Here is a 15209-nt window from a genome sequence, read left to right as displayed (position 1 = left end):
TGGCGCGGCCGGAGCCTCCGGCGGGGATATTTTCGCCACGATGAAAAGCGGGAAAGACCGGGATCAGCCGCGAGCGGGTTTGTGCAGTGCCTTGCCGCTGCGTTGTTCCATGCGGTCGACCAGCGCCTCGGTCAGGGCCTCGCGCGGGATGCCGGTTTCGCGCGCAAGCCGCAGCAGCCCGAAATGCACGCGGGCGATTTCCTGATAATATCCGGCAAAGGCGAAGTTGATCGAGGCGCCGGCCACCGCACCGAACACCGGCGTCGCCTGCGCCGCCAGCTTCTGGCCCAGCACCGCCGCCAGCCGCGGCGCGATGCGCGCGATCAGCCCCTGCACGGTCTGGCCAGTGATCGTCACCTTGGCCGCCAGCAGCCCCAGGTCGGTGCCGTCGTCGTCCGACATCGGCCCGGCGGCGGCAAAGACCCGGATCGCCTCGATCCGGGTTTCCTCGGCGTCGGGGTCGAAGCCGTGTTCGGCGGCGATTTCCAGGATCGCGCGCAGCAGCATGGACACGGTCAGCGGCAGTTCCACCATCGCGCCCGGCAGCCCGGCCGCGCCGCCGGCGGCGCCGGAGACGGTCGTCGCCAGCCGGTTGAACCAGTCGCCGCGGTCGCGGACATAGTGGCGCGAGCGGCTGGCCGCGTCGAAGGCGCGGTTCAGCGCCGCCAGGGTGATCCCGTCCAGACGGTGGCGCACGAAGCCCGGCAGCCGGTCCAGCAGCCCCTGCGCGCCGCCGCCGATGCTGACCAGCAGATCCATCACCAGCCCGCCGGCATCGAGGTATTTCCCGGCCAGCCGGTCGATCTGCAGATGCACCGAGGGGTCGTCGATCGGCGGCAGGATCGCCTGCCGGGGGATGGTCGTGGGCGTGGCTGCCATGGGTCCGTCCTTGCTTGGCGCGACATTTCCACGGAAACGCGCCCCGCCCGGCGCTGTCAAGCGCCCGAGGGGCAGGCGTTCGCGGCCGCGGTCTCGCGCGTGACCGTGCCGCGCAGGTCAACCCATGCGCCGGGTTCCAGTTCCAGCCCCAGCACCCGGTCGGGGTTGGTGGGCGGCGGCATCTCGACCCCCTCCAGCCGCGAAAATCCGAAGCGGCTGTAATAGGGCGCATCGCCCACCAGCATCACCCGCTGCCAACCCATCGCCGCCGCGAGCGACAGGCTTTCGCGCATCAAGAGCCCGCCCAGCCCCTCGCCCTGCGCGGTCGGGTGGACTGCGACCGGGCCCAGCAGCAGCACCTTTTGCCCCGCCACCCGCACCGGCCAATAGCGGATCGCGGCCAGTAGCACGCCCGCGCTGCCGTCGCCGTCACTGGTGCCGGCGCGCAGGGTCAGGCACAGCTCGCGCACCGGCGCCACGCCTTCGCGCAGCCGATAGGACGACAGCGCCGTCCGCCCCGGTGCGAAGCACAGGTCCAGCAGGGCCTCGACCTCGGGGGTGTCGGCGTCGGTTTCGGGGGACAGGCTATACATCGGACCTTTGCGCCGCGGATCGGGCGCGGGCTTAACACCCTGCGCCCGCGCAGGAAAGACCGCGCCGGGTGCTTGCCCCGGGGCCGCGATGTCCCCATCATGCGCTCCCCGCCCTCTCTCCAGCGAAAGGCCGCATCCATGTTCTATCGACCCGAGGCGGGGCACGGCCTGCCGCACAACCCGTTCAACGCCATCATCGCGCCGCGCCCCATCGGCTGGGTGTCGACGCGCGGGCGGCAGGGGGACAACCTCGCGCCCTATTCCTTCTTCAACGCCACCGCCTATGTACCGCCGCAGGTGATGTTCGCCTCGACCGGGGACAAGCCGGACCGGCCGGGCACCAAGGACAGCGTGGCGCAGATCGCGGAAAGCCGGGTGTTCTGCATCAACATCGCCGACGGGGCGCTGAAGGACGCGATGAACGCCAGCTCTGCCCGGCTGCCGGCGGGGGTGAGCGAGTTCGAGGCCGCCGGGCTGACGGCGGCGGATTGCGAGACCATCGACTGCCCGCGGGTAGCCGAGGCGGCGGCGAGCCTGGAGTGCCGGATGACCAGGATCATCCGGCTGGCGGGCAAGGCCAACCACATGGTGCTGGGGGTGGTCACCGGCATCCACCTGCGCGACGATTGCGTGGTCGAGGGACGGTTCGACCTGCGCCGCACCGGCTGGCTGTCGCGGCTGGGCTATCGCGACTACGCCATTACCACCGAGCTGTTCGAGATGCAGCGCCCGGATTAGGCGCCGCTTTCCGGGCTCCCTGTCCCCAGCCGGGCCAGCAGCCGCGCCCTTGCAGGGGGCAGTGGTCGGCCCACCTGCCCCTCGGCCAGCCGCGCAGCCAGGAAATACCCCGTCAGCGCCAGCGCCTCGGCCAGCCCCCCTGCCCGCTCAGGCCCGCCGAGGATCGCGGGCAGGGGCAGCAGCCGCGGCGCCCATTCCCCCGCCGCGGCCCCTGTCACCGCATGGCCGGTGCGGGGGGAAACCCAAGCCAGCCCCTCGCGCGCGCCGCTGACCGCGCAGCGATCCAGCGACAGACCGAACCCCAGCTCGTCCAGCAGCAGCAGCTCCCACCGCAGGTAATCGGCGGCCCAGGGCGTGGTTTCTTCATCACCGAAATATCCTCGGGGCTCTTGAGCGCCCGGGATAGGAGGCGGATCAGAAAACAGCCCACGAGGCTGTTTTCCCGCCGGATGGTTCGGTGGACCGTTTTCAGCGAAGCAGGCCACGGAAGTGGCGCGGGGGGCAGACAGCCCCCCGGCTCCGGCCGCACCATCTGGCACCGCGGTTCCTGCTTCGATCGCGTCCAGCAGGGCCTCGGTCGCGTCGGTCAGCCGCGGGTGCGGGTCGCGTTCGGGCAGCGCCCAGCGGATCAGCGCGGTGATCGCGTTCAGCCCGGCCAGCGCATCGGCATCGGCCATCAGCCCCGGCCGCGCCCGCGCGGGTTCCGCCGAGAAACTGCCCAGCTGGTCGTCCAGCCGCGCCCGCCAGCGCAGGCTCAGCCGGTTGCCCGGTTGCAGCATGGCGGCGCGCTTGACGCTGGCCCCGCCCGGCACCACCCCCGAGATCAGCCCGGCATCGCGCGCCAGCACGGTCAGGATCACCGCGTGTTCGCCGTGCCTGCGCCGCGCGATCACGGTTGCCTCGCCCTGCCACTCCATCCGTCTTTCCTTCCGGTGCCGCCTGCCGCAATCTGGGACATTATCCGGCGAAGAAAGGGCGCGCGATGTTGAAATCATGGATCGAGGCACAGGCGCGGCTGGTCGAGGTCGCCGCGGGACGCGCCCCCGCCGACATGGTGATCCGCGGCGGGCAATGGGTGAACGTGCACACGCGCGAGGTGCTGGCAGGTCACGACATCGCCATCGCCGACGGGCGCATCGCCTGCGTGCTGGCGGATGCATCAGCCAATATCGGCCCCGACACGCAGGTGATCGAGGCGCAGGGCCGCTACATGATCCCCGGGCTGATCGACGCGCATATGCATGTCGAATCGGGGATGCTGACGCCGGCCGGTTTCGCCGCCGCGGTGATCCCGCACGGCACCACCACCATCCTGCACGACCCGCATGAGATCGCGAACGTGATGGGGTTGGAGGGGGTGCGGCTGATGCGAGACGAAAGCCTGCGCCAGCCGATCACCATGCTGACCCAGATGCCCAGCTGCGCGCCCTCGGCCCCCGGGCTGGAAACCACCGGCCACCCGATCACGGCGGGCGAGGTCGCGCAGGCGATGGGCTGGGAAGGCATCGTGGGTCTGGGCGAGATGATGAACTTTCCCGGCGTGGCGGCGGGTGACCCGGCGATGCTGTCGGAAATCGCCGCGACTCGCGCCGCGGGCAAGGTGGTCGGCGGGCATTACGCCAGCCCCGACCTGGGGCGCAGCTTTGCGGCCTATGTCGCGGGGGGCGCGGCCGACGACCACGAAACCGTGGCCGAGCATCAGGCCATCGCCCGGGTGCGGCAGGGGATGGGGGCGATGCTGCGGCTGGGCTCGGCCTGGCACGACGTGGCGGCGCAGATCACCGCGATCACCGAAAAGGGGCTGGACCCGGCCGGCTTCATGCTGTGCACCGACGATTGCCACGCGGGCACGCTGGTCCACGACGGGCATATGGACCGGGTGGTGCGCCATGCCATCGACTGCGGCTGCGACCCGCTGATCGCGATCCAGATGGCCACGATCAACACCGCCCGGCATTTCGGGCTGGAACGAGAGCTGGGCTCGATCACCCCGGGGCGGCGGGCGGATGTGATCCTGAGCAGCGACCTGCGGGCGCTGCCGGTCGAGCTGGTGATCGCGCAGGGCCGCGTGGTGGCGGAATCCGGGCGGCTGCTGGTCGACTGCCCGCAGATCGACTGGCCCGAGGCGGCGCGCAACTCGGTGCATCTGGGGCGCCGGCTGGCGGCGGCGGATTTTCGGGTGCCGGCCGCGGGCAACCGCGCGACGGTGCGGGTGATCGGCGTGGTCGAGAACCAGGCCCCGACACGGGCGCTGACCGCCGATCTGCCGGTCCGCGACGGGGCGGTGCAGCCCGAGGGCGACTTGGCGCGGATCGCGCTGGTGGAACGCCACCGCGGCACCGGCGGCGTGGTCAACGGATTCGTGCAGGGCTTCGGCTATCAGGGCCGGATGGCGGTGGCCTCGACCGTGGCGCATGACAGCCACCACATGATCGTCGTCGGCACCTGCGGCGACAATATGGCCGCGGCCGTCGCGCGGCTGGGCGAGCTGGGCGGCGGCATCACCGTGTTCCGCGACGGCGTGGAGCTGGCACATGTCGCACTGCCCATCGCCGGGCTGATGTCCGACCGCCCGGCCCCGCAGGTCGCCGCAGCCGCGGAAGCGGTCAACCAGGCGATCCGCGACTGCGGTTGCAGCATGAACAACGCAGTGATGCAGCATGTGCTGCTGGCGCTGGTGGTGATCCCCGAGCTGCGGATTTCCGACCTGGGGCTGGTGGATGTGACGCGGTTCGAGCTGGTCGATGTGGTGATGTCGTCGGCGTAGAATGGGTATTTGAGCCAGAAAGAAGCTATTCCTCGGTCGCCACTGAGGCGCCGCCGTCGCGGTGGATCGACAGGTAGCGGGCGCGGGGGCCGAAGGCGGAAAACAACTCGCGCCCGGTGCTGGTCAGGAAGGATTGTGCGGGTAGCGCGGTGATTTCATCGTAAAGCGCGGCGCGGCGGTCGGCGTCGAGGTGGGCCGCGACCTCATCGAGCAGCAGCACCGGGCGCTCTGCCGCCAGCGCGCGGGCGTTGGCGAGGATGAGGGACAGCAGCAGCGCCTTTTGCTCTCCGGTAGAGCTCAGCGCGGCCGGCATGTCCTGCGGCCCCCAATGCGCGCCCAGATCGGCGCGATGCGGGCCGGTCAGGGTGCGGCCGGCGGCCATGTCGCGGGGGCGGGTCGCGGCCAGCCGCGCGGCGATGCTGTCCGGGTCGGGGTCGTCGGCGTGGCCCTCGCCCGGCAGCAGCGCCAGCGTTGCGGCGGGAAAGCCGGTAGCGGCGCTAGCCTGCGCGGCGTGGATGCGGTCCAGCGCCGCCAGCCGGTTCGCGGTCAGCTCTGCCCCCGCCTGCGCCATGCGGGTTTCCAGCGCCCGGAACCAACGGTCGTCGCGGATCTCGTCGCGCAGCAGGCGGTTGCGTTCGCGCATCGCGCGCTCGTAAGCCAGCGCGGTTTCCGCATGCGAGGGGATCAGGCTCAGCGTCAGCCGGTCGAGGAACCGCCGCCGCGATTCGGGCGGGTCGGTCCACAGCCGGTCCATCGCGGGGGTGACCCAGATCAGCCGCAGCAGCCGCCCCAGCGCCACCTGCGGCGCGGGCTTGTCGTCGATGGTCAGCTTGCGCGATTCGCCGGGACTGGCGCCGGTTTCCACCTGATGGTCGCCGATCACCGCCCGGATCCGCCAGCCCGCATCCGGCCCCTGCCGCGCCTGATCGCCGGGGGCGGTATTGCGCAGGCCGCGGCCGGGGGACAGCATCGACAGGGCTTCAAGGATATTGGTCTTGCCCGCGCCATTCGGGCCAAAGATCGCCAGCGGCCGGTCGTCGAGGTCCAGCCCCAGCCGGGGCCAGGACCGGAATTGCGCAAGCTCCAGCCGGGTGAGCGTCACACCCGCATCGGCATCACGACATAAACCGCCGATTCGTCCCCGCCCTCGCGGATCAGGGCGGCGTCGCCCGAGCCGTTGAACAGGAACACCGCGTTCTCGCGGTCGATCTGGGCGGCGATTTCCTGCAGGTATTTGGCGTTGAAGCCGATCTCCAGTGGCTCGTCGGCATAGGCCACGGCCAGTTCCTCGTCAGCCGCGCCGGCATCGGGGGCGTTCACCGACAGCACCAGCCGATCCTCGTCCAGCGCCAGCTTGACCGCGCGCGAACGCTCGCTGCTGACGGTGGCCACCCGGTCCACGGCGCGGGCGAAATCGGCGGCATCGACCTCGAGCCGGCGGGTGTTGCCGCGCGGGATCACCCGGCTGTAGTCGGGGAAGGTGCCGTCGATGACCTTGGAGGTCAGGGTGATCGTCGGCGTCGCAAACCGCACCTTGGTTTCGCCGACGGACACCGCGATCTCGGCCTCATCGTCGTCCAAGAGCTTGCGCAGCTCGGCCACGGTCTTGCGCGGCACGATCACGCCGGGCATCGATTCAGCCCCCGCGGGCAGGGCCGCATCGACGCGGGCCAGCCGGTGGCCGTCGGTCGCCACGCAGCGCAGGGCCCGGCCGCCCTCGGTCTCGGCCACATGCATGTAGACGCCGTTCAGGTAATAGCGGGTCTCTTCGGTCGAGATCGCAAACCGCGACTTGTCGAACAGCCGCCGCAGCACCGGGGCGGGCGCCGCGAAATTGGCGGCGTATTCGGTCGAGGCCATCACCGGGAAATCCTCGCGCGGCAGCGTCGCGAGGTTGAAGTTCGAGCGCCCCGCCTGCACGGTCAGCCGCGCGGTGGCGGCATCGGCGGCGATGTTGACCAGCGCCCCGTCGGGCAGCTTGCGGGCGATTTCGTTCAGCAGCGCCGCGCTGACCGTGGTGGCGCCGGGGCGTTCCACCATGGCGGGGGCGCGGTCCACGATTTCGGTGTCAAGATCGGTGGCGCGGAAGCTGACGCCATCCGCCCCCGCCTCGATCAGCACGTTGGCCAGAATCGGGATGGTGTTGCGGCGCTCGACCACCGACTGGGCCTGGTTGGCCGCCTTGACGAGCACCGCGCGTTCGATCGAAAATTTCATGGTTCCCTGGCCCCGTCTGTCGTCAGCGCGCCGATGCCGGCCGGCAGGCGCGCGCGCCACGTTCCGTCAATGCGCGGCGGCGGTCAAGCATTTGCCGAGCCTTACATCTCGAGCGCGCGGCGCAGCAGGTCGATATCCTCGGCCATGCTGCGATCCTCGCGCCGCAGCTCCTCGATCTTGCGCACCCCGTGCATGATCGTGGTGTGGTCGCGCCCGCCGAAGCGGCGGCCGATTTCCGGCAGGCTGCGGCTGGTCATCTGCTTGGCCAGATACATGGCGATCTGCCGCGGCCGGGCCAGCGTGCGCACCCGCTTGGGTCCCACCAGATCGGACAGGCGGATGTTGTAGTGTTCCGCCACCTTGCGCTGGATTTCCTCGACCGAGACCTTGCGGTCCGAGGCGCGCAGGATGTCGGCCAGGCTTTCCTGGGTCATGTCCAGGTCGATGTCGTGCCCGGTCAGGCTGGCAAAGGCGAACAGCCGCTGCAGCGCCCCTTCGAGCACGCGCACGTTCGAGGTGATGCGGTGGGCCAGAAACTCCAGCACCCCGTCGCAGAGCGTCAGCCCCGGATAGGTGGCGCGGAACAGCTCGGTCTTGGATTGCAGGATCGACAGGCGCAGCTCGTAATCGGTGGGGTGCAGGTCCACGATCAGCCCGCAGGACAAGCGCGAGCGGATACGTTCCTCCATGTCCTTGATCTCGCCGGGGGCGCGGTCGGCGGAAATCACGATCTGCTTGCCCTGGTCGACCAGCGCGTTGAAGGTATGGAAGAACTCTTCCTGCGTGGAATCCTTGCCGGCGATGAACTGCACGTCGTCGACCATCAGCAGGTCGACGGTGCGGAACAGCTCCTTGAAGTTCATCACCGTGCGCTCGCGCAGGGCGCGGACAAAGCGGTACATGAACTGTTCGGCCGACAGGTAGAGCACCCGCGCCTCGGGGTCGCGGGCCTGGCGTTCGCGGGCGATGGCGTGCATCAGGTGGGTCTTGCCCAGCCCGACGCCGCCGTAAAGGAACAGCGGGTTGAAGGTGACGGGGCCGCCCTCGGCCACGCGGCGGGCGGCGGCATGGGCCAGCTCGTTGGGCTTGCCGACGATGAAATTGTCGAAGGTGAAGCGGGAATCGAGCGGGGCCGACATCTCGTCATCGCCCATGATGCCGCGGGCGGGGACACGCGCCGCGGGCTGTTCGGGCGCCGGTGCCGGCGAAGCGGAGGCGGCGGGCGCGGGGCGGGCGGCGCCGGTGGCGATGGTGAAGTTCAGCCGCTCGACCTCGGCGCCCTGATTGCTGAGCGCGTCGAGAATCGGGCGGGCATAGTGGCGCGACACCCAGTCGGACAGGAACCTGGTCGGGCAGGCGATGTCGGCAGAGCCGCCCTCGATCGCGCGCAGATCCAGCGGTGCGATCCAGGTCGCGAAATTATGCGTCCCCACCCGCGCCTCAAGCTCTGACCGCACGCCCGCCCATAGTTCGTTCATCGACTTGTCCCTTCTGTCCCCGGTTCCCGCCGTTGCATCGGCAGGACATGCGGCCGCCCGCGGCAGGGGACGAGCGGAACAGAACCATCCACGCGCGCCCCGGGCTGCGGGGCGCGAGCCGGGCCTTGCGGCCCCGTCGGTCTGTTCCCGGGTCGGCCGGTCCGGTGGCAGCCGGATCGACCTGCGGCGCGCCGCGACGGCCCGGTGGCAGCCGGAACGTTGCGGCTGGCGCCTGCCCGGACGCGGCGAAATGGCCTGTCCGGGTGATCGCCCCCTGTCGCGAGTGAATCGCTGCGACAAGGCTAGCGGCAAGCGCGGCGGGGCTGCAACCGAACTATGCGCTTGACAGCACCTTTGCGCCCCGAATCTGCGCGACTGTGGCAGATGGGTGATTTTCCAGTTTTTACAGGAATTTGGACGGCTTCCACAGGACGGAAAGCCCCATGAAAAACGCCCCGGAACAACCGGGGCGTGCTGGATATTCCGGCGCTTCCGGCCCGTCGAAAGGGCCGTAAATCCGGGGCCGCAGAGGGGTGAATCAGGCGGTGGTCATCGCCTTCACGCGGGCCGACAGCCGCGACATCTTGCGCGCGGCGGTGTTCTTGTGGACCACGCCCTTGGTCACGCCCCGCATCAGTTCCGGCTGCGCCGCCCGCAGCGCCTCGGCCGCGACCTGCGCGTCACCGCCGGCGATCGCTTCCTCGACCTTGCGCAGGAAGGTGCGGATGCGCGAGCGGCGGGCCTTGTTGACGGCGGTGCGGCGCTCGGTCTGGCGGGCGCGTTTCTGGGACTGGGGGGTATTGGCCATGGGTGTTCGTTTTCTCTGTCGGTCTGTTGCGGTTGTGTCTGTGCGCAAAAGACCCGGCAAACCGCCCCAAAAGGAGCGGTGCTGATTCTTGCCTAAGCGGGCCCACGCGCATGTCAGCGGGGCCTATAGACCAGCCCGCGCCGAAAGGAAAGCCCGCTCAGCGGTCGCGGAACTGCGCCTCGCGCTTTTCGGCGAAGGCGCTCATCCCTTCCTTCTGGTCCTCGGTCGCGAACAGCGCGTGGAAGGCGCGGCGCTCGTACAGCAGCCCCTCGCGCAGGGTGGTCTCATAGCTGCGGTTCACCGCTTCCTTGGCGACCATGGTGGCCACGGCGGATTTCGAGGCGATCTTGCGCGCCGCCGCCATCGCCTCATCCACCAGCTTGTCGACCGGGACCACGCGGCTGACCAGGCCGGAACGCTCGGCCTCGGCCGCATCCATGAAACGCCCGGTCAGGTTCATGTCCATCGCCTTGGACTTGCCGACGAAACGGGTCAGGCGCTGGGTGCCGCCGATACCGGCGATCACGCCCAGATTGATCTCGGGCTGGCCGAACTTGGCGTTTTCCGCGCAGATGATGAAGTCGCACATCATCGCCAGCTCGCAGCCGCCGCCCAGCGCGTAGCCCGCGACCGCGGCGATGATCGGCTTGCGGACGCGGTTGATCCGCTCGATCTCGGGGCCGAACAGGTCGCCGGTCAGCACGTCCACATAGGATTTCGCCGCCATTTCCTTGATGTCGGCGCCGGCGGCAAAGGCTTTCTCGCTGCCGGTCAGCACGATGCAGCGAATCGCCGGGTCGGCATCGGCCGCCGTCACCGCCGCCGCCAGCTCGGAAATCAGCTCACCGCTGAGCGCGTTCAGCGCCTCGGGCCGGTTCAACCGGATCAGGGCGACTCGGTCGTTGTTCTCGACGATCAGGGTCTGATAGGCCATGCGAAACTGTCCCTCGGGTTAGGCGGCATCGCGCGCTTGTTACCAAAGCCCACGCCCGCGTGCCAGCCGGTCGATGCCGCGCCAGCGCGCGGGGGCCGACGCGCAGGGTCAGTGCTGGCACTGCGGGCAGAACCAGCTCGACCGGCCCGACTGCGCAATCCGGGCGATCACGCCGCCGCAGCCCGGGGTCGGGCAGGCCCCGCCCTCGCGCCCGTAGACGCGGAACTCGTGCTGGAAATACCCCATCTCTCCCGAGGCCTGCCGGTGGTCGCGCAGCGAGGAGCCGCCGGCCAAGATCGCCTCGGCCAGCACGTCGCGGATATGGCCCCACAGCGGTGCGATCTCGCCCGCGGCAAGCGCGCCGCCGGGGCGCGCGGGATGGATGCCGGCGCGAAACAGCGCCTCGCACACATAGATATTGCCCAGCCCGGCGACGATGCGCTGGTCCAGCAGCAGCGATTTCACCGGCGCCTTGCGCCCCGCAAACGCCGCCGCCAGCACGCCGGGGGTGAAGTCCTCGCCCAGCGGTTCCGGCCCCAGCCGGGCCAGCAGCGGGTGATCCTGCCCCGGGCGCACCAGATCGACCGCCCCGAAGCGGCGCGCGTCGTTCAGCGTCACGGTAACACCCGCATCCGTGGTCAGCACCAGATGGTCGTGCTGCGCGCGCAGGCTGGCGTCGTGGTGGAACCCGCCCAGGATCCCGCCTTCGACCCGGATGCGGCCGGACATGCCCAGATGCAGCAGCATGGCCGCATCGCGGTCGAGGTCGATCAGGATGTATTTCGACCGCCGCCGCAACCCTTCCACCCGCGCGCCGGTCAGCACCTGCACCAGATCCGGCGGCATCGGCCAGCGCAGGTTGGGGCGGCGCTGGTCCACCCGCACCAGCCTGTGGCCGGTCAGATGCGGCTCGAGGCCGCGGCGCACGGTTTCCACCTCTGGCAGTTCTGGCATTTCCCGGCTTTCCGCTGCATGGTGCCGCCCGGACCGGCGACCCTGGATGGCAGACCTATGAACGACAAGGCGCGTAATCAAACCCATTTCGGCTTCCGGCAGGTCGCAGAGGATGAAAAGGCCGGGCTGGTGCACGGGGTGTTTTCCCGCGTCGCCTCGAAATACGACGTGATGAACGACCTGATGAGCGTCGGCATCCACCGGATCTGGAAGAACGCGATGATGGACTGGCTGGCGCCGCAGTCGGGCCAGCATCTGCTGGACGTGGCGGGCGGGACCGGCGACATCGCCTTTCGCTTTCTGGGCCGCGCACCGGGGGCGCGGGTCACCGTCTGCGACATGACCGAATCGATGCTGGTCGAGGGGCGCAAGCGCGCCGAGGCCGGGCGGCTGGCCGACCGGCTGGCCTGGGTGACGGGCGACGCCATGGCTCTGCCCTTTGCCGATGCCAGCTTCGACCGCTACACGATCAGCTTCGGCATCCGCAACGTCACCCGCATTCCCGACGCGCTGGCCGAGGCCCATCGCGTGCTCAGGCCCGGCGGCCGGCTGATGGTGCTGGAGTTTTCGCAGATCCCGGTGCCGGCGCTGCAATGGGCCTATGACCGCTATTCCTTCAACGTGATCCCGCCGCTGGGGCAGCTGGTGGCGCAGGACCGCGACAGCTACCAGTATCTGGTCGAATCGATCCGCCGCTTCCCCGACCAGCAAACCTTTGCCGCGATGATCCGCGACGCCGGGTTCGAGCGGGTGCAGTATCGCAACCTGTCCATGGGAATCGCGGCGCTGCATTCGGGCTGGAAGCTCTGAATGCGGGGACCTCACAACATCTGGCGGCTGATCCGCACCGGCGCGACATTCCAGCGCACTGGCGCCATGGGGGCGGCGCTCGACGCGATGAACGCGCCCGCGCGGGTGCGGGCGGCGGCGCGGCTGCTGGGCTGGCCCTTCGCCTGGCTGGGCTATCGCGGCGACCCCGACCTGCCGCCGATCACCCGGGCGCTGACCGCGCTGGGGCCGGCCTATATCAAGTTCGGGCAGATCCTCTCGACCCGGCCCGATGTGGTGGGGGTGGAAATGGCCGGGCATCTGCGGATGCTGCAGGACCGGCTGCCGCCATTCCCCGACGAGATCGCCCGCGCGCAGATCGAGCAGGATCTGGGCGCGCCGGTGGCGACGCTGTTTTCCGAGTTTTCCCCGCCGGTGGCGGCGGCCTCGATCGCGCAGGTGCACCGGGCGCGGCGGGCGGACAGCGGCGCCGAGGTGGCGGTCAAGGTGCTGCGCCCCGGCATCCTGGCCGATTTCCGCCGCGATCTCGACGCCTTCCACCTGGCGGCCTCGCTGATCGAGTTCCTGTCGCCCTCGTCCCGTCGGCTGCGGCCGCTGGACGTGGTGGGACATTTCGAATCGGTGGTGCTGGGCGAGCTGGACCTGCGGCTCGAGGCCGCCTCGGCCTCCGAGTTCGCCGAGAACACTCGGGGGGACGAAGAATTCGCCGTCCCCCGCCCGCATTGGGACCTGAGCAGCCGCCGCGTGCTGACCAGCGACTGGGCCGAGGGCATTCCGATGTCGGACGTCGCCGCGATCCGGGCCGCGGGCCACGACACCAGCCGCATCGCCGCCCGGCTGCTGCAGCTGTTCCTGTCCCACGCGCTGCGCGACGGGTTCTTCCACGCCGACATGCACCAGGGCAACCTGCGGGTGGCGGCGAACGGCGACATCGTCGCCTTTGACTTCGGCATCATGGGCGAGATCGACGAATACACCCGCCGGGTCTATGCCGAGATCCTCTATGGCTTCATCCAGCGCGATTATCACCGCGTCGCGCGGGTGCATTTCGAGGCGGGCTATGTGCCCTCGGACCGCAACATCGCCCAGTTCGCGCGCGCCCTGCGGGCGGTGGGCGAGCCGATCTTCGACGCCGATGCCAGCCGCATCTCGATGGCCAACCTGCTGGCCTATCTCTTCGAGGTGACCGAGCGTTTCGGCATGGCCACGCGGACCGAGCTGATCCTGCTGCAGCGGACCATGGTGGTGGTCGAGGGCGTGACCCGCACGCTGGACCCGCAGATCAACATCTGGGCGACGGCGCGGCCGGTGGTCGAGACCTATATCCGCAGCAACATCGGCCCCCGCGCGCTGCTGCGCGATGGTCTGCGCGTGCTCGAGGCGCTGGGTCGGCACGGGCCCCTGCTGCCCGAGATCGTGGACCGGCAGATGGACCACCTGTCCCGCCCGCAACCGCTGCCGGTAGTCGTGGACCGCCGCCCGCCGCTGTGGCTGGTGGCAGTCGCGCTGCTGTCGGCCGGAACCGCCCTGGGTGCGCTGCTGTCCTGACGGGGGGCGCCCGGGCCGGCGGGTGCCCCGTGTGCGCCCGCTGACCGCTGCACGTAGCCGCCCGGCACCGCTGCGGTCGATCACCGCTGCGCGCCTATTCCCTCGCTCACTCCGCGCCATTGCGCGAGCCGTTGAACCGTCAAGCGGGGCTGCCTCAGTCAAGTCCTTTATCCCCGCGCAATTTCTACACGCGCCCGCTGGCAACAGCCCCGCATCGTGCAGCCTTCCCCCCTTCCTGCTTCAGCCGTAGCGGTAGCCAGGCAGGCCCGTGGCGGAGCGGCCGGCGCTGCTCGACAGCAGCAGCAGCGCCGCATTGTAGGAGGATTGCGCCGGGCTGACCGTCTCGGCACGGATCAGGAATCTCTGGATGATCTTTTCCAGATTCGCCGGCTCGGCGAAGACGGAGGGCGAGCCCGAGCCGAACAGCCCAGCGGTGCGCTGCTTCAGCTGCTCAAGCTGCTTTTCCACCGGGAAATTGGTGAAATCGGAGGTCAGGCCCAGCGCGCCCTCGATCACCTTCCGCAGCGGTGCCGAGCCCAGGATGTTGTACCAGCGGATATTATCCGAGGCCGCGGATTCGCCGATCTTGGCCAGTTCCCTCTGCGCATTCATCGCCAGGCGCAGATTGCCGTCGACGGTCCCCACCCGCCGCTCCAGCTCAGCGGCGACATGGCGCTCGGCGACTTCATCGGCCAGCTGCTGGTCCGGCCCCGCACCGGAGCCGAAGCCGAAAGCCTGGGCGAGCGCGAGATAGCGCTTGTCCCCCAGGCGGTTGGCAAGGCTCTTGGGATCGCTCAGGTCCGATTCGAGCACCTTGCGGATGAAGAAGCGATTGTTGATGTCGTCCTCGAGGCCAAAGGCGCTCAGCGCGGCGTTGCGCAGCCGGTAATCCGCCACCAGCGCCTCGGCAGTCCCGGTGCTGCCCAGCCGTTCGCGGACATAGGCGACATCGCGGGCGACGGCAGGTTCCCGCGCCACCAGCGATCGCTGCAGATCGCCGGTGCGCTGTAGCAGCCGCCAGCCTGCATAACCGCCCTGCCCGACAACCGGCTGGAAGATCATGACAGATGCGCGAACAATCGCGCCTCCCGCGGCAACAGGCTGCGCAGCTGGCGAAGCGCGCGGTAGATGTTGCCGTCGATCACATCGGCGGTGGCACTGTTCAGGGCCAGCCGGCTGTCACGGTCGTCGAAGACCTGCGACAGCTGCTCGATTCCGCGCAGCAGATTGCGGCGTCCCCGGGTTTCGTCCACGTCCCCCGACAGCATCAGCTGCGCGTCGTAGCAGACTCGCGCCACGGGGGTGGAGACGTCATCGGGGTGGATGGCCTCCTTCAGCCGCAGGATACTGGCATTGGGGGTCTTGATCGAGATCTTGCAACGCCGGTCCCCGTTCTCGATGACGGCGCCATTAATCAGCACGCGTTCATTCGGCGCGAGTTTCAGGATGAGTCCGCTCATGTGATGTTCCGCTCCGGCCGCAGGGCGGCCAATATCATTGGACC

15 protein-coding genes are annotated in these 15209 nt (G+C 69.6%); 4 read left to right on the top strand and 11 right to left on the bottom strand.

What is annotated here, in order from left to right; genetic code table 11:
• Positions 1 to 63: 63 nt before the first annotated feature.
• A complete protein-coding gene (locus BUB57_RS07565; protein ID WP_073064560.1) occupies positions 64 to 879 on the bottom strand; it encodes an EcsC family protein in 816 nt (271 codons plus the stop codon).
• Positions 880 to 935: 56 nt separating this feature from the next.
• Complete coding sequence (locus BUB57_RS07560; RefSeq protein ID WP_073064559.1) at positions 936 to 1472, bottom strand: GNAT family N-acetyltransferase; 537 nt, start codon at positions 1470 to 1472, stop codon at positions 936 to 938.
• A 138-nt stretch (positions 1473 to 1610) separates the two neighbouring features.
• Between BUB57_RS07560 and BUB57_RS07555 the strand changes: the two genes are divergently transcribed.
• Positions 1611 to 2210 carry a flavin reductase family protein gene (locus tag BUB57_RS07555; protein WP_073064558.1) on the top strand — a complete coding sequence of 200 codons (600 nt, stop codon included), beginning with the start codon at positions 1611 to 1613 and terminating at the stop codon, positions 2208 to 2210.
• On the opposite strand, the gene recO is transcribed toward BUB57_RS07555, so the two are convergent.
• Positions 2207 to 3127: a DNA repair protein RecO gene (recO, locus tag BUB57_RS16285; RefSeq protein WP_234952011.1), complete on the bottom strand. Its 921-nt coding sequence runs from the start codon at positions 3125 to 3127 to the stop codon at positions 2207 to 2209. The two genes, BUB57_RS07555 and recO, sit on opposite strands and share 4 nt — an antisense overlap.
• A gap of 65 nt (positions 3128 to 3192) precedes the next feature.
• Here recO and ade point away from each other — a divergent pair, with 65 nt between their 5' ends.
• Positions 3193 to 4977, top strand: coding sequence for an adenine deaminase (gene ade, locus BUB57_RS07540; RefSeq protein ID WP_073064557.1), 1785 nt, complete (start codon positions 3193 to 3195; stop codon positions 4975 to 4977).
• A 25-nt stretch (positions 4978 to 5002) separates the two neighbouring features.
• Here ade and recF read toward each other — a convergent pair whose 3' ends face one another.
• The 6 genes from recF to mutM form a co-directional block, all read right to left on the bottom strand.
• Positions 5003 to 6079: a DNA replication/repair protein RecF gene (gene recF / locus BUB57_RS07535; protein WP_073064556.1), complete on the bottom strand. Its 1077-nt coding sequence runs from the start codon at positions 6077 to 6079 to the stop codon at positions 5003 to 5005.
• The gene (dnaN, locus tag BUB57_RS07530; RefSeq protein WP_073064554.1) at positions 6076 to 7194 is read right to left on the bottom strand and encodes a DNA polymerase III subunit beta; all 1119 of its coding nucleotides are present in this window, start codon (positions 7192 to 7194) and stop codon (positions 6076 to 6078) included. Before dnaN ends, recF begins: the two co-directional genes overlap by 4 nt.
• Positions 7195 to 7295: 101 nt before the next feature.
• Positions 7296 to 8672, bottom strand: coding sequence for a chromosomal replication initiator protein DnaA (dnaA, locus tag BUB57_RS07525; protein WP_073064552.1), 1377 nt, complete (start codon positions 8670 to 8672; stop codon positions 7296 to 7298).
• A 538-nt stretch (positions 8673 to 9210) separates the two neighbouring features.
• Positions 9211 to 9480: a 30S ribosomal protein S20 gene (gene rpsT, locus BUB57_RS07520; RefSeq protein WP_073064549.1), complete on the bottom strand. Its 270-nt coding sequence runs from the start codon at positions 9478 to 9480 to the stop codon at positions 9211 to 9213.
• A gap of 157 nt (positions 9481 to 9637) precedes the next feature.
• The gene (locus BUB57_RS07515; RefSeq protein ID WP_073064546.1) at positions 9638 to 10414 is read right to left on the bottom strand and encodes an enoyl-CoA hydratase; all 777 of its coding nucleotides are present in this window, start codon (positions 10412 to 10414) and stop codon (positions 9638 to 9640) included.
• A 108-nt stretch (positions 10415 to 10522) separates the two neighbouring features.
• Positions 10523 to 11368: a bifunctional DNA-formamidopyrimidine glycosylase/DNA-(apurinic or apyrimidinic site) lyase gene (gene mutM, locus BUB57_RS07510; RefSeq protein ID WP_073064543.1), complete on the bottom strand. Its 846-nt coding sequence runs from the start codon at positions 11366 to 11368 to the stop codon at positions 10523 to 10525.
• A 57-nt stretch (positions 11369 to 11425) separates the two neighbouring features.
• Between mutM and ubiE the strand changes: the two genes are divergently transcribed.
• Together ubiE and ubiB are read left to right on the top strand one after the other, a co-directional pair.
• The gene (gene ubiE / locus BUB57_RS07505) at positions 11426 to 12178 is read left to right on the top strand and encodes a bifunctional demethylmenaquinone methyltransferase/2-methoxy-6-polyprenyl-1,4-benzoquinol methylase UbiE (RefSeq protein WP_073064540.1); all 753 of its coding nucleotides are present in this window, start codon (positions 11426 to 11428) and stop codon (positions 12176 to 12178) included.
• Complete coding sequence (gene ubiB / locus BUB57_RS07500; RefSeq protein WP_073064539.1) at positions 12179 to 13705, top strand: 2-polyprenylphenol 6-hydroxylase; 1527 nt, start codon at positions 12179 to 12181, stop codon at positions 13703 to 13705.
• Between the two features lie 240 nt (positions 13706 to 13945).
• Here the strand turns inward: ubiB and BUB57_RS07495 are convergent, their stop codons facing one another.
• The gene (locus BUB57_RS07495) at positions 13946 to 14767 is read right to left on the bottom strand and encodes a DUF1217 domain-containing protein (protein ID WP_073064538.1); all 822 of its coding nucleotides are present in this window, start codon (positions 14765 to 14767) and stop codon (positions 13946 to 13948) included.
• Complete coding sequence (flbT, locus tag BUB57_RS07490) at positions 14764 to 15165, bottom strand: flagellar biosynthesis repressor FlbT (protein WP_073064537.1); 402 nt, start codon at positions 15163 to 15165, stop codon at positions 14764 to 14766. The genes BUB57_RS07495 and flbT overlap by 4 nt, the downstream gene beginning before the upstream one ends.
• Positions 15166 to 15209: the final 44 nt, after the last annotated feature.

The sequence above is a fragment of the Paracoccus solventivorans genome (genome assembly GCF_900142875.1).
Taxonomy (GTDB): domain Bacteria; phylum Pseudomonadota; class Alphaproteobacteria; order Rhodobacterales; family Rhodobacteraceae; genus Paracoccus; species Paracoccus solventivorans.
This window is presented reverse-complemented; position numbering and strand designations above follow the sequence as displayed.